Raw genomic sequence first — 13,918 nt, 5'->3', positions numbered from 1 at the left:
GCCGGGCGGCATCTCCCGCCATCGCAATTGCGCACCGCGACGCCCACATGCGGTAATCTGGTCGTTTTGCCCGTCAGGAGCCAAGCGGTGAGCCGTTACTGGAGCGACGTCGTTCAGCAACTCGTGCCTTACGTGCCGGGCGAACAGCCCGCACTCGCACACCCCGTCAAGCTGAACACCAACGAGAATCCCTATCCGCCTTCGCCGCGCGTCGTCGCGGCGATCGCACGCGAACTCGGCGAAACCGGCGACACGCTGCGCCGCTATCCCGACCCGCTCGCGCGCGCGCTACGCGAGACGGTCGCGGCCCATCACCGCATCAAGCCCGAGCAGGTCTTCGTCGGCAACGGCTCCGACGAGGTGCTCGCGCACGCGTTCCAGGCGCTGCTCAAGCACGACCGGCCGCTGCGCTTTCCCGACATCTCGTATAGCTTCTACCCGACCTACGCACGCCTGTACGGCGTGGAAACCACGGTCGTGCCGCTCGCGGACGACTTCTCGATCCGCGTCGACGACTATCTCGACGACGCCGGTGGCGTGCTGTTTCCGAACCCGAATGCGCCGACCGGGCGCGCGCTGCCGCTCGCGGACATCGAACGGATCGCAGCCGCGAATCCGTCGTCGGTCGTGCTGATCGACGAGGCGTATGTCGATTTCGGCGCGCAGTCCGCGATCACGTTGATCGACCGCCATCCGAACCTGCTCGTCGTGCACACGACCTCGAAGGCGCGCTCGCTCGCGGGCATGCGCGTCGGCTTCGCGTTCGGCGATGCGGCATTGATCGACGCGCTGAATCGCGTGAAGGACAGCTTCAACTCCTATCCGCTCGACCGGCTCGCGCAGGTCGCCGCGCAGGCAGCCTACGAAGACACCGACTATTTCGGCGCGACCTGCCGGCGTGTGATCGACAGCCGTGCGCGGCTCACGCACGGGCTCGCCGCACTCGGCTTCGACGTCGTGCCGTCGGCCGCGAATTTCGTGTTCGCGCGCCATCCCGCGCACGATGCGGGCGCGATCGCGGCCAAGCTGAAGGATCGGGAAATTTTCGTGCGGCACTTCCGCTCGCCGCGCATCGACCAGCACCTGCGCATCACCGTCGGCACCGACGCCGAATGCGACGCGCTCGTCGCTGCATTGCGCGACTTGCTCGGCTAAAACGTAAGCGGAAGCGGATCCGGCGCCAGGCGGCGCCGGCCGGAACACGTGACACGTGCGCGGCAACGCCGGCGTGCGCGTCACCGCATGGTCACGGCGCGTCGTCGCCCTTCGCGGCGATCAGCGCGTGGTACTTCTCCATCAATTGCGCGTGCGATTCGTCATGCTGCGGATCGCGCGGAATGCATTCGACCGGACACACCTGCTGGCACTGCGGTTCGTCGAAATGGCCGACGCACTCGGTGCACTTGCTCGGGTCGATCACATAGATGTCCGGGCCCATCGAAATCGCGCCGTTCGGGCACTCGGGCTCGCACACGTCGCAATTGATGCACTCGTCGGTAATCATCAAAGACATACTGATCTCACTTCTTCAGGCCAACGGCCGGCTTCGCGATGAAACCGGCCGGCGCCGCGTCACGCGGCCGGGCCTCCCATCGCAGCGACTTTCTCGGTCAGCCACTTCTCGACGGACGGAAACACGAACTTGCTGACATCGCCGCCCAACTGCGCGATTTCGCGCACGATCGTCCCCGAGATGAACTGGTACTGATCGGACGGCGTCATGAACATCGTCTCGACGTCAGGCAGCAGATAGCGGTTCATCCCTGCCATCTGGAACTCATATTCGAAATCGGACACGGCACGCAGGCCGCGCACGATCACGCGCGCGTTGTTGACGCGGACGAAGTCCTTCAGCAGGCCGGTGAAACTCATCACCTTCACGTTCGGATAATGACCGAGCACCTCGTTCGCAATCGTCAGACGTTCTTCGAGCGAGAAGAACGGCTTCTTCGCGCGGCTGTCGGCCACACCGACCACCAGCGTATCAAAAATACTCGACGCACGCCGCACGAGGTCTTCGTGCCCGCGCGTCAGCGGATCGAACGTACCGGGATACACGGCGACTACCATGTCGCTCCTCCTGTCATCACGCAAACGGGGGGGCAGCCGTGCCACGCGCACGCCACTGCCGAGATGGGCAATGCGTCGCCTTTACGGCGCGCCGCCTCGTATGGAACGCGCATTATTCATCATTTTCGCGCCGCAGCAAATGATAGTGAACTGCACCGGCCTGGCCGTGCTTCACCACCTGCCAGCCGGCGAGCGCTTCGTGCGCGGCCGGGTCGAGCTCCGCCCCCGTCTCGACGTACAGCGCGCCGTCCTGCGCGACGAGCGGCGCCGCCAGCGCGATCGAGCGATCGAGCACGGCCGGCTCGCCGAACGGCGGATCGAGGAACACGACGTCGAACGCGCCGGGCGTAAGCCCGGCTGCGAGCCGCAGCGCGTCGGCTTCCGCGACCTCGACCGAGCGCGCGCCGAGCTTGTCCTTGATTGCGCGCAGCTGCTGCGCCGCGCGCGGGTGGCGCTCGACCATCACGACGCTCGTCGCGCCGCGCGACGCGGCCTCGAAACCGAGCGCGCCGGTACCCGCGAACAGGTCGAGGCAGCGCCGGCCTTCGAGATCCTGGCCGAGCCAGTTGAACAGCGTCTCGCGCACGCGATCGGGGGTCGGCCGCAGGCCGTCGAGATCGAGCACGGCGAGCGGCGTGCGTTTCCAGTCGCCGCCGATGATGCGGATCGTGTGCGGCTTGCCGCGGCCAGGGGTGGCCGCCGGGCGGCCGGAAGAGGAACGGGACATACGGAATATCGACAACGGAGGGACCGGGCGCGCACGAGGGCGCACCGCCAAACAGGCGCACGTTACCACAGCAGCGGCACCGGCTGACGCGAGTGACCCGCCGCACTGATAAAATGCACGGTTTCGGCCGCCGGGCGCACGCGCGACGGCCCCTCCGGCGCTCCGCCCTGGCGGCACCCGCCCTCTTCCCGACGTCAGACCATGTTCAGCTTCTTCAAACGATTCAAGAAAACGCAGGAGCCCGACTCCGCGGAATCGCAATCGGCCGACGCGCCGCTCCAGGACGAGCCGTCCGACGCGCCCGCCCCCGCCGCGCGCCAGGCGATCGAAGCGCCGCGAGCGCCCGCGCAACCGGCCGCGCCGGCCGTCGTGATGACCGTCACGCCGACCAACGACGGCAGCAACGAAGTCGTCGAAGCGGTCGAGATCGTGCCGCCGCCGACGCAGGACGCATCCGCGAAGAAATCGTGGCTCGCGCGCCTGAAAACGGGGCTCGCGAAGACGGGCTCAAGCATCACCGGCGTGTTCGTCAACACGAAGATCGACGAGGATCTGTATGAAGAGCTCGAAGCCGCGCTGCTGATGTCGGACGCCGGCGTCGACGCGACCGAGTACCTGCTCGGCGCGCTGCGCGAGAAGGTGCGCGCAGGCCGGCTGACCGACCCACAGCAGGTGAAGGACGCGCTGCACGACCTGCTCGTCGAACTGCTGACGCCGCTCGAGAAGTCGCTGATGCTAGGCCGCGCGCAGCCGCTCGTGATGATGATCACGGGCGTGAACGGCGCGGGCAAGACGACCAGCATCGGCAAGCTTGCGAAGCATCTGCAGAGCTTCGACCAGTCGGTGCTGCTGGCCGCGGGCGACACGTTCCGCGCGGCCGCGCGCGAACAGCTGGCGGTCTGGGGTGAGCGCAACAACGTGACGGTCGTGCAGCAGGAAAGCGGCGACCCGGCCGCGGTGATCTTCGACGCGGTCAGCGCCGCGCGCGCGCGCAAGATCGACGTGATGATGGCCGACACGGCCGGCCGCCTGCCGACGCAGCTCCACCTGATGGAAGAGCTGAAGAAGGTGAAGCGCGTGATCTCGAAGGCGCACGACGGCGCCCCTCACGAGGTGCTGCTCGTGATCGACGCGAACACGGGCCAGAACGGGCTCACGCAGGTGAAGGCATTCGACGATGCGCTCGGTCTCACGGGCCTGATCGTCACGAAGCTCGACGGCACCGCGAAGGGCGGGATTCTCGCCGCGATCGCGCGGCAGCGCCCGGTGCCGGTCTACTTCATCGGCGTCGGCGAGAAGGTCGAGGACCTGCAGCCGTTCAGCGCCGTGGAATTCGCGGACGCGCTGCTCGGCTGAACGCCGCCGGCCCGCACCGCACAGGGCGCCTTCGGGCGCCCTTTTTCATGCGCGGCCGGAATCCGGCGGCCGCTTCGTCATTCCGCGTCGGGTTGCACGCCGGGTTCGGCGGCCTTGAACGCGTCGAGCGTCGATGCATGGTCGGCGATCCGCTGGATCGTCGGGAAGCGCGTCGTGTCGATCGAGAAACGGTTCGCGTTGAACACTTGCGGCACGATGCAGATATCGGCGAGCGTCGGCGCGTCGCCGAAGCACAGCTTGCCGGTGCGCGGATCGTTCGCGAGGCGCGCCTCGAGCGACGCGAAACCCGCCTCGATCCAGTGCCGGTACCACTCGTTCTTCGCGTCCTCGGGCACCTTCAGCGTGTGCTTCAGGTACTTCAGCACGCGCAGGTTGTTGAGCGGATGGATCTCGCACGCGACCTGCAGCGCGATCGCCCGCACATACGCGCGGTCGACCGGCTGCTTCGGCAGCAGCGCGGGTTCGGGATGCGTTTCCTCGAGGTATTCGATGATCGCGAGCGATTGCTGAAGCGTCGCATCGCCGTCGACCAGCGTCGGCACGACCGCATCCGGATTCACTGCCCGGTATGCGTCCTTCAGTTGCTCGCCGCCGTCGCGCAGCATGTGAACGGGGACGGTGTCGTACGGCAGCTGCTTCAGGTTCAGGGCGATCCGCACGCGGTACGACGCGGAACTGCGGAAATAGCTGTAGAGCTTCATGGGATGTCTCTCGTAGTCGTATGCGGCCGGCAACGGGGCACGCCGCGCACGCGCGGCACCGCCGGGAACCAGAGTTTAGCGCGCCACGTAGCGTCGACGCGCGCAGCCGCGCGCTTGGGCGGGCCGCGCCCGTGCGATACTCGGGGCATTCCTTACCGCTCACCGCGCGGCCCGATGCGGGCCGCCCGCCCCACGCCCCGATGACCGCACCCCACGACTCCGCAGCCTCGCCGTTCCCTTGCGCCCGCTTCATCAAGGAAATCGGCCGCGGCCCGCACGGCGCGCGCGCGCTGTCCGCCGAAGACACGTTCGAGCTCTATCGCGCGATGCTCGATGCGCGCGTGTCGGACGTCGAACTCGGCGCGATCCTGATCGCCTATCGCCTGAAGGGTGAAAGCGCCGACGAGCTGGCCGCGATGCTCGCCGCCGCGCAGGCGTCGTTCGAGCCTGTGCACGTGCAGGATGCCGCGTTCCGCCCGGTGTCGATCCCGAGCTACAACGGCGCGCGCAAGCAGCCGAACCTGGTGCCGCTGCTCGCGCTGCTGCTCGCGCGCGAAGGCGTGCCGGTGCTCGTGCACGGCGTCGAGCGCGATCCGGGCCGGGTGACCAGCGCGGAGATCTTCTCGGCGCTGTCGATCGCGCCGTCGACGTCGCACGATGCGATCGAGGACACGCTCGCCGAGCGCCGCGTCGCGTTCGCACCGATCGACGCGCTGGCGCCGTGCATCGCGCGCCTGCTGTCGCTGCGCCGTGTGCTCGGCGTGCGCAATTCGACGCACACGCTCGTGAAGATCCTGCAACCGTTCGCGCCGGCCGGCCTGCGGCTCGTGAACTACACGCATCCGCCGTACCGCGACAGCCTCGCGCAGCTGTTCCGTGATCATCCGGACGCCGCGCTCGGCGGCGCGCTGCTCGCGCGCGGCACCGAAGGCGAGGCCGTCGCCGATACGCGGCGCCAGGTGCAGGTCGACTGGCTGCACGACGGTGTGTGCGATACGCTGATCGAGCCCGAACGCTCGTCGACCGACGCGCCGCCCGTCGAACTGCCCGAATCGCGCGACGCGGCGACGACGGCCACGTGGACGGACGCCGTGCTGCGCGGCGAGATTCCGGTGCCCGACACGCTCGCGCGGCAGGTCGCGACGATCGTGCAGATCACCCGGATCGCGCCGTGATCGCCCCCTGGCCGGCCCCCTGTAGTGCCGGTCTTTCCACCGACCATTTGACACGCGCACGCATCCTGGCATAGAGTTGCCCTCATGCGTTCCTTTCCGAACACCCTCCGAATTACCTCCGGCCGCCTAGCGCGGCCGCTATCGCTACGACTAGCCTAAGGCTTTCGTAGCGCCGTGTGCTGTCCGCACGGTCCCTCCCAGCAGTTCCTCGCAGCACCCTTCTCGCAGTTTTTACAACCCGAAGTCGTCAGCATTCGTCCGTCTATCCGTCGGTCGATTCGCGAAGATCATCCGCATCCGCAGCGCGATCCGGCGCCACGGTGCGAGGCAGCGCCAACCGTCGCCCATGCCGCCCGTCTTCGCTCGCGACTTGAGACCCGAGGTCCAGAAGATGAAGCGCAATCCGCAAGACAAGTACCGTCCGTTCGAGCCCGTCCGCATCAATGGCCGCCGCTGGCCGACCCGCACCATCGAGCGTGCGCCGGTCTGGATGAGCACCGACCTGCGCGACGGCAACCAGTCGCTGATCGAGCCGATGAGCATCGAACAGAAGCTCGAGTTCTTCGAGATGCTGGTCGCGATCGGTTTCAAGGAGATCGAAGTCGGTTTTCCGTCGGCGTCGCAAACCGACTTCGATTTCGTCCGCAAGCTGATCGACGAGCAGCGCATCCCCGACGACGTGACGATCGAAGTGCTCGTGCAGTCGCGCGAAGACCTGATCGCCCGCACCTTCGACGCGCTCGACGGCGTGCCGCGCGCGATCGTGCACCTGTACAACGCGGTCTGCCCGTCGTTCCGGCGCATCGTGTTCGGGATGTCGAAGGACGACGTGAAGGCGCTCGCGGTCGAGGGCACGCGACTCATCAAGGAACACGCCGCCGCGCGCCCCGGCACGCACTGGACCTACCAGTACTCGCCGGAAACCTTCAGCATGACCGAGTTGACGTTCGCGCGCGAGATCTGCGACGCGGTCGCGCAGGCCTGGCGGCCGACCCGCGATCACAAGATGATCGTCAACCTGCCGGCGACCGTCGAGGCGGCGAGCCCGAACGTGTTCGCCGACCAGATCGAGTGGATGGACCGCAACCTCGCGTACCGCGACAGCATCGTGCTGTCCGTGCATCCGCACAACGACCGCGGCACCGCCGTTGCGGCCGCCGAGCTCGCGCTGCTTGCGGGCGCCGACCGCATCGAAGGCTGCCTGTTCGGCAACGGCGAGCGTACGGGCAACGTCGATCTCGTCACGCTCGCGCTGAACCTTTATACGCAGGGCATCGACCCGGGCCTCGACTTTTCCGACATCGACGCGGTGCGCCGCGTGGTCGAGCGCTGCAACCAGATTCCGGTGCATCCGCGCCATCCGTACGCGGGCGACCTCGTGTTCACCGCATTCTCGGGCTCGCACCAGGACGCGATCCGCAAGGGCTTCGCACAGCAGCGCCCCGACGCGGTGTGGGAAGTGCCGTACCTGCCGATCGACCCGGCCGACCTCGGCCGCAGCTACGACGCGGTGATCCGTGTGAACAGCCAGTCCGGCAAGGGCGGCGCGACGTTCCTGCTCGAACGCGGGATGGGCTTCACGCCGACGCGCCGCGTGCAGATCGAATTCAGCCACGCGGTGCAGACGCTCGCCGACGCATCCGGCGAGGAAGTGACCGGCGACGCGATCTGCGCGCTGTTCGCCCGCGAATTCTTCGAGACCGACGGCCCGGCCACGCGCCATGGCGACGGCGCGCGCTGGCAGAACCGCGAGATCACCGGTGCGCCGCCGGCCGACGCGACGCCCGAGGACGCGGTGCAACGCGCGGCGGCAGCCTTCGCGACGGTGGCCGGCGCGACGATCGACGTCGCGTCGTGCGAACACGCGCGCACGACGGACGGACGGATCGCGGTATCGGTCGGCTGCCGGGTCGGCGATGCGCCGCTGCGGCATGGCGTCGGGCTGCACGCCGATACGGCGAGCGCCGCGCTCGACGCGGTCGTCAGCGCGATCAACCGCTCGGCCTGGCACTGCGCCGACCGCCGCGCGGCGGCCTGACCGTCGGGCTTCGATTCAGGGTTTGAACGTCAGCGAGCGGAGCGTGACCGCCCGTGCGCCGCGCGATCCGCGCCGCACGGGCCAACAAAAAGCGGCCCAGAAGGCCGCTTCGGTCGGGACATGAAAAGGAGCGCCACGCGCGCTCATGTCTCGGTTGCGCACCGCGTCGCCTGCCATGCCAGCAGGCGCCAGCGGCCCTGCTCATGGGTATGGACCGCGGTATAGGCGATCGGGAAGACCAGCCCGCCGTTGTTCGTTTCCATCTCGATCAACGCGCGCCCGGTGACGACACAGGTTGCGTCGCCGACCGGCAGCAGATCCTGCGACTGGATCTCGATCTGGCGATAGCGCCGGCGACCGGCGACGATGGCGTCGATGAACTGCTGCTTGGATTCGCGTTTGCCGTTGGTGTGCACGAAGAACACCTTGTCCGACAATTGCGCGTCGAGCGCCTCGCCGTCCCCGTCCACCATCGCCCGGAACCGATCGCGCTCGAGCGCGCGGATCGCATCGATCACCTTCGCCATCGCCTGACTCCTCGGCAACGCGCCCGCCGTGCGCGGGCGTGCGGATCAGAAGTTGTACTGCACGTAGAACTGGTGGAAATTTATACCAGGATTCGGCTCTTTGATACCCGCGTTAGACACATGTTCAAAACGGTAGCCGACCTGATACTGTTGCCGTTGGCCGAACTGCACGCCCACGCCCGCAGTAGGCGCGAACTGGAATGCGGTCGACAGCGAGAAATTGTCCGAGATCGTCGGATGCGTCAGAACCCGGACGCCGCCGCCGGCCTCGATGAACGGGCGAATCTGCCCCGCGCTCTTGATGAAGCGGAACATCGGCGTCACCCCGAATTCGCCGATGCTGCTGTGAACGTTGCCGCTCGTGTGCCAGTAGCCTGCGTGCCCTTCCACCACGAACGCAAAGTGCCAGCCGCCGATTTCCCACCAGTTCCAGCCCGGATCCCACACCACGCCGAGATCGCCCTTGTCGATCCCGTGCCGATCGGAAAACCCGCCGCCCGCCTGGATCCCCCACCGATCCGCGAACGCGACACCCGATCCGCCCAGCAGCGACGCCGCCAGCATCGCGTGCAGCGCAAACCGGCTACGAGGCCGGCGATTCTTCTTATTGTTCATCTGACACTCCAACTTTGTGGGTTGAATGGAGCCTGCCGCAGCGGCCTGGCCCGAGCGAACTGAATGGTATGGTAAAGGACTTTTCGGATCGGCATCACGAAACGAAATTGTTTGCTTCCAAAACTACAAAAATCGAAATCGTCTACTGATTACCATCAGAAACAATAACTTACGGAACTTCATCACGCCATCCCGGTCGCAAATTAGACTATCGACTCGACAAGTTCGATAGAAAATCGGGAACTCCGATGCCCCCGCACCCTCTAAGGAATTAGCACTCGGATTGCGGGAGTGCTAAGATGGCCCTCGGAATCTCATCCGAGACCAAGGGTTTGTCCCTGATTCCAAAGGAGTTTTTTTAGTGAGCCACGCTCTGACCCTTCCGAACACCCTGAGCCCGACGCCGGCCAAGGCCGAATCGGCAGGCTCGCTGGCGCTCGCAACTCAATCGATGTTGCCGGGCCAGCTTGGCAACATCGACGCGTATATCCAGGCCGTCAACCGGATTCCCCTGCTGACCGCCGAAGAGGAACGCCAGTACGCGACCGAATTCCGCGACGACAACAACCTCGACTCGGCACGCCGTCTCGTGCTGTCGCACCTGCGGCTCGTCGTGTCGATCGCGCGCAACTATCTCGGCTACGGCCTGCCGCACGGGGACCTGATCCAGGAAGGCAACATCGGCCTGATGAAGGCGGTGAAGCGTTTCGATCCGGCGCAAAACGTGCGTCTGGTGTCGTACGCGATCCACTGGATCAAGGCCGAGATCCACGAGTACATCCTGCGCAACTGGCGGATGGTGAAGGTCGCGACGACGAAGGCGCAGCGCAAGCTGTTCTTCAACCTGCGCAGCCACAAGAAGAGCATGCAGGCGATGACGCCCGAGGAAATCGACGGCCTCGCGCAGGAGCTCAACGTCAAGCGCGAAGACGTGACCGAGATGGAAACGCGCCTGTCGGGCGGCGACATCGCGCTCGAAGGGCAGGTCGAGGACGGCGAGGAGTCGTATGCGCCGATCGCCTACCTGGCCGATTCGCACAACGAGCCGACCGCCGTGCTGGCCGCGCGTCAGCGCGACATGCTGCAGACGGACGGCATCGCACAGGCGCTGGAAGCGCTCGACGCACGCAGCCGCCGGATCATCGAGGCGCGCTGGCTGCACGTCGACGACGACGGCTCGGGCGGCTCGACGCTGCACGATCTCGCCGCCGAATTCGGCGTGTCGGCGGAACGCATCCGCCAGATCGAAGCGAGCGCAATGAAAAAGATGCGCACCGCCCTCGCCGAATACGCGTAAATCCCTGGCGATTTAGAGCGCCTCATCGAAAACCGCTGCCCGACCGGCAGCGGTTTTTTTTCGCCTGTTGTTTGGTCCACCCCTCCCCTTATTAATCGACCTGATTCATCGGGTATCGACCGGTTTTCAGCCCCTTCCGCATATCCTTGATCTACCTCAAGTTTTGACCCGTGGTTCGCGACGGTCTGCCGCAGTGCAGCACTCGGCATCGGAAAGCCGGCAATTTAAAATTGGCATGTCGGCTTAAAAGGATTAAAAACAGCTTCAGTGCCGTCATAAATCCGACGTAAAGTCGCCCCCCAAACCGATGTAAATCGATTCAGGATAATCGCCTTGATCTCGATCAATAAAGAGCCTGCGCCGCCTCCCCGGCAGGCGGCCGGCACGATCGGCTGGCGCGCGCGCATCGCCGCGTGGGCACGCGGCCCGACCCTCGCCCGCGACATCACCCTGGTGCTGATCGTCAAGCTGATCCTCCTGATGTCGCTCAAATACGCATTCTTCAATCATCCGCAGGCCGAGCACATGTCGCTGCCGCCTGCCGCCGTCGCCGAGAAGCTGCTCTCGGTGCCGGCGCCTGCATCTACCGAGGGAGACCACCATGATAAGTAGTGAAGTCGTCGATCTGTCGCGTCTGCAGTTCGGCATCACGGCGCTCTACCACTTCCTGTTCGTGCCGCTGACGCTCGGCCTGTCCTGGCTGCTCGTCATCATGGAAGCCGTTTACGTGATGACCGGCAAGCAGGTCTACAAGGACATGACCCAGTTCTGGGGCAAGCTGTTCGGGATCAACTTCGCGATGGGCGTGACGACCGGCATCACGCTCGAATTCCAGTTCGGCACGAACTGGTCGTATTACTCGCACTACGTCGGCGACATCTTCGGCGTGCCGCTCGCGGTCGAAGGCCTGATGGCGTTCTTCCTCGAATCGACCTTCGTCGGCCTGTTCTTCTTCGGCTGGAACCGCCTGTCGAAGGTCAAGCACCTGATGGTCACGTTCCTCGTCGCGCTGGGCTCGAACCTGTCCGCGCTGTGGATCCTCGTCGCGAACGGCTGGATGAACAACCCGGTCGGCGCCGAGTTCAACTACCAGACGATGCGCATGGAGATGACGAGCCTGTTCGACGTGCTGTTCAACCCGGTCGCGCAAGTGAAGTTCGTGCACACCGTGTCGGCCGGCTACGTGTCGGCGGCGATGTTCGTGCTCGGCGTGTCGTCGTGGTACCTGCTGAAGAAGCGCGACGTCGACTTCGCGCTGCGCTCGTTCGCGGTCGCGGCCGGCTTCGGCCTCGCGGCGACGCTCTGCGTGATCGTGCTCGGCGACGAATCGGGCTATACGACCGGCGAAGTGCAGAAGATGAAGCTCGCCGCGATCGAATCCGAATGGGAAACGCAGTCGGCGCCCGCATCGTTCACGCTGATCGGCATCCCGAACCAGGCAGAACAGCGCACCGACTACGCGATCAAGATCCCGTACGCGCTCGGCTTGATCGCGACGCGCTCAATCGACGAACCGGTGATCGGCCTGCGTGACCTCGCGAAGCACAGCGAGGAGCACATCCAGAGCGGGATGATTGCGTACGGCGCGCTGCAGAAGATCAAGCAGGGCGATACCAGCGCGGCGACGCGCGAGCTGTTCGACCAGCACAAGCAGTATCTCGGCTACGGGCTGATGCTCAAGCAGTTCACGCCGAACGTGACGGACGCGACGCCCGAGCAGATCAAGGCCGCCGCGAAGAAGACGATTCCGCCGGTCGCGCCCGTGTTCTTCTCGTTCCGGATCATGGTCGCCCTCGGCTTCCTGTTCGTCGCGACCTTCGTCGCCGCGTTCTGGTTCTGCGCGCGCCGCGAACTGCTGCAGGACAACCGGCGCTGGTTCCTGCGCTACGCGGTGTGGGCCATCCCGCTGCCGTGGATCGCGATCGAATTCGGCTGGATCGTCGCCGAGCTCGGCCGCCAGCCGTGGACGATCGCCGGCGTGCTGCCGACGCACCTGTCCGCGTCCAGCCTGAAGCCGAGCGACCTGTACCTGAGTCTCGCGGGCTTCGTCCTGTTCTATACCGTGCTGTTCGTCATCGAGATCAAGCTGATGTTCAAGTACGCGCGTCTCGGCCCGTCGTCGCTGCACACCGGGCGCTATCACCACGAACTCGCCGCTGCCGGCGAGCGCGCCGCGGTTTGAGCACGCCCCTGCAACGGAACAAGGAATCGCTATGGACTATGCAACTCTCAAGCTGATCTGGTGGCTGCTCGTCGGCGTACTGCTGATCGGCTTCGCCGTCACCGACGGCTTCGACATGGGCGCGACCGCGCTGCTGCCGTTCCTCGGCAAGACCGACGACGAGCGGCGCATCATCGTCAACACCGTCGGCGCGACGTGGGAAGGCAACCAGGTGTGGCTGATCACGGCCGGCGGCGCGATGTTCGCCGCGTGGCCGCTCGTCTACGCGGCGTCGTTCTCCGGCTTCTACTTCGCGATGCTGCTCGTGCTGTTCGCGCTGTTCTTCCGGCCGGTCGGCTTCGACTACCGCAGCAAGCGGCCTGACCCGCGCTGGCGCGCGGGTTGGGACTGGGGCCTGTTCGTCGGCGGCTTCGTGCCGGCGCTGGTGTTCGGCGTCGCGTTCGGCAACCTGCTGCAGGGCGTGCCGTTCCAGTTCGACAGCGACCTGCGCGTGACCTACTACGGCAGCTTCTGGGCGCTGCTGAACCCGTTCGCGCTGCTCTGCGGGCTCGTCAGCCTCACGATGCTCGTCGCGCACGGCGCCGCGTTCATCAAGATGAAGACCGACGGCGTGATCGCGCGCCGCGCGTCGATCGCGCTGCGCGTGTCGGCATTCCTCGCGGTCGTGCTGTTCGTACTGGCCGGCGTGCTGGTCGCGTCGTATATCGGCGGCTTCCACATCACGCATGCCGCGCCCACCAACACGGTCGCGAACCCGCTGCTGAAGGACGTCGCCGCCGGCTCGGGCCTGTGGCTCGCGAACTACAGCGAGTATCCGTGGATGATCGCGGCGCCCGTCGTCGGAATCGCGGGCGGCCTGCTCGCGCTGCTGCTGGCCGGCTCGAAGCAGGAAAAGACGGCGTTCTTCTGCACGGGCCTGATGATCGTCGGCGTGATCCTGACCGCGGGCTTCTCGATGTTCCCGTTCATCATGCCGTCGTCGCTCGACCCGCGCAGCAGCCTGACCGTGTGGGATTCGACGTCGAGCCAGAAGACGCTGCAGGTGATGCTGTTCGCGGTGATCGTGTTCCTGCCGATCATCCTGATCTACACGAGCTGGGTGTATCGCGTGATGCGCGGCAAGGTCACGCGCCAGACGCTCGAAGAGAACACGCACTCGATGTATTGAACCCGGCCGGGGCGCTCACGCGCCCTCGCCCACCGTTTCGC

The 13,918-nt window shown here is 66.0% G+C and carries 14 protein-coding genes; 8 read left to right on the top strand and 6 right to left on the bottom strand.

What is annotated here, in order from left to right; translation table 11 throughout:
• The first annotated feature begins 87 nt into the window (after nt 1-87).
• Nucleotides 88-1,155 (top strand): histidinol-phosphate transaminase, encoded by a 1,068-nt coding sequence (hisC, locus tag GEM_RS03135; protein WP_014896001.1) that lies wholly within the window; start codon nt 88-90, stop codon nt 1,153-1,155.
• A 91-nt stretch (nt 1,156-1,246) separates the two neighbouring features.
• On the opposite strand, the gene GEM_RS03130 is transcribed toward hisC, so the two are convergent.
• The 3 genes from GEM_RS03130 to rsmD form a co-directional block, all read right to left on the bottom strand.
• Complete coding sequence (locus tag GEM_RS03130) at nt 1,247-1,513, bottom strand: YfhL family 4Fe-4S dicluster ferredoxin (protein WP_014896000.1); 267 nt, start codon at nt 1,511-1,513, stop codon at nt 1,247-1,249.
• Between the two features lie 59 nt (nt 1,514-1,572).
• Complete coding sequence (gene coaD / locus GEM_RS03125; protein WP_014895999.1) at nt 1,573-2,070, bottom strand: pantetheine-phosphate adenylyltransferase; 498 nt, start codon at nt 2,068-2,070, stop codon at nt 1,573-1,575.
• Between the two features lie 112 nt (nt 2,071-2,182).
• Nucleotides 2,183-2,797, bottom strand: a complete 615-nt coding sequence (rsmD, locus tag GEM_RS03120; protein WP_014895998.1) for a 16S rRNA (guanine(966)-N(2))-methyltransferase RsmD — start codon at nt 2,795-2,797, stop codon at nt 2,183-2,185.
• Nucleotides 2,798-2,998: 201 nt separating this feature from the next.
• Between rsmD and ftsY the strand changes: the two genes are divergently transcribed.
• Nucleotides 2,999-4,153 carry a signal recognition particle-docking protein FtsY gene (ftsY, locus tag GEM_RS03115; protein ID WP_014895997.1) on the top strand — a complete coding sequence of 385 codons (1,155 nt, stop codon included), beginning with the start codon at nt 2,999-3,001 and terminating at the stop codon, nt 4,151-4,153.
• Between the two features lie 77 nt (nt 4,154-4,230).
• Here ftsY and maiA read toward each other — a convergent pair whose 3' ends face one another.
• On the bottom strand, nt 4,231-4,875 hold the full coding sequence (maiA, locus tag GEM_RS03110) for a maleylacetoacetate isomerase (RefSeq protein WP_014895996.1): 645 nt from the start codon (nt 4,873-4,875) through the stop codon (nt 4,231-4,233).
• A gap of 200 nt (nt 4,876-5,075) precedes the next feature.
• Between maiA and ybiB the strand changes: the two genes are divergently transcribed.
• Nucleotides 5,076-6,050, top strand: a complete 975-nt coding sequence (ybiB, locus tag GEM_RS03105) for a DNA-binding protein YbiB (RefSeq protein ID WP_014895995.1) — start codon at nt 5,076-5,078, stop codon at nt 6,048-6,050.
• 391 nt (nt 6,051-6,441) lie between these two features.
• Entirely contained in the window at nt 6,442-8,088 is a 1,647-nt protein-coding gene (leuA, locus tag GEM_RS03100) for a 2-isopropylmalate synthase (RefSeq protein WP_014895994.1), read from the top strand.
• Nucleotides 8,089-8,231: 143 nt separating this feature from the next.
• Here leuA and GEM_RS03095 read toward each other — a convergent pair whose 3' ends face one another.
• A complete protein-coding gene (locus GEM_RS03095; RefSeq protein ID WP_014895993.1) occupies nt 8,232-8,615 on the bottom strand; it encodes a nuclear transport factor 2 family protein in 384 nt (127 codons plus the stop codon).
• Nucleotides 8,616-8,660: 45 nt separating this feature from the next.
• On the bottom strand, nt 8,661-9,230 hold the full coding sequence (locus GEM_RS03090; protein WP_014895992.1) for an acyloxyacyl hydrolase: 570 nt from the start codon (nt 9,228-9,230) through the stop codon (nt 8,661-8,663).
• 361 nt (nt 9,231-9,591) lie between these two features.
• Here GEM_RS03090 and rpoH point away from each other — a divergent pair, with 361 nt between their 5' ends.
• The 4 genes from rpoH (at nt 9,592) to cydB (ending at nt 13,877) form a co-directional block, all read left to right on the top strand.
• Nucleotides 9,592-10,527: an RNA polymerase sigma factor RpoH gene (gene rpoH, locus GEM_RS03085; RefSeq protein ID WP_014895991.1), complete on the top strand. Its 936-nt coding sequence runs from the start codon at nt 9,592-9,594 to the stop codon at nt 10,525-10,527.
• A 333-nt stretch (nt 10,528-10,860) separates the two neighbouring features.
• Complete coding sequence (gene cydP / locus GEM_RS03080; protein ID WP_014895990.1) at nt 10,861-11,139, top strand: cytochrome oxidase putative small subunit CydP; 279 nt, start codon at nt 10,861-10,863, stop codon at nt 11,137-11,139.
• Entirely contained in the window at nt 11,129-12,709 is a 1,581-nt protein-coding gene (locus GEM_RS03075) for a cytochrome ubiquinol oxidase subunit I (protein WP_014895989.1), read from the top strand. The genes cydP and GEM_RS03075 overlap by 11 nt, the downstream gene beginning before the upstream one ends.
• Nucleotides 12,710-12,740: 31 nt before the next feature.
• Nucleotides 12,741-13,877 carry a cytochrome d ubiquinol oxidase subunit II gene (gene cydB, locus GEM_RS03070; protein WP_014895988.1) on the top strand — a complete coding sequence of 379 codons (1,137 nt, stop codon included), beginning with the start codon at nt 12,741-12,743 and terminating at the stop codon, nt 13,875-13,877.
• Nucleotides 13,878-13,918: the final 41 nt, after the last annotated feature.

Origin of the sequence: Burkholderia cepacia GG4 (assembly GCF_000292915.1) — a bacterium.
Lineage (GTDB): Bacteria > Pseudomonadota > Gammaproteobacteria > Burkholderiales > Burkholderiaceae > Burkholderia > Burkholderia cepacia_D.
The sequence above is the reverse complement of the archived record's forward strand: the minus strand, read 5'-3'. Positions and strand labels throughout refer to the sequence as shown.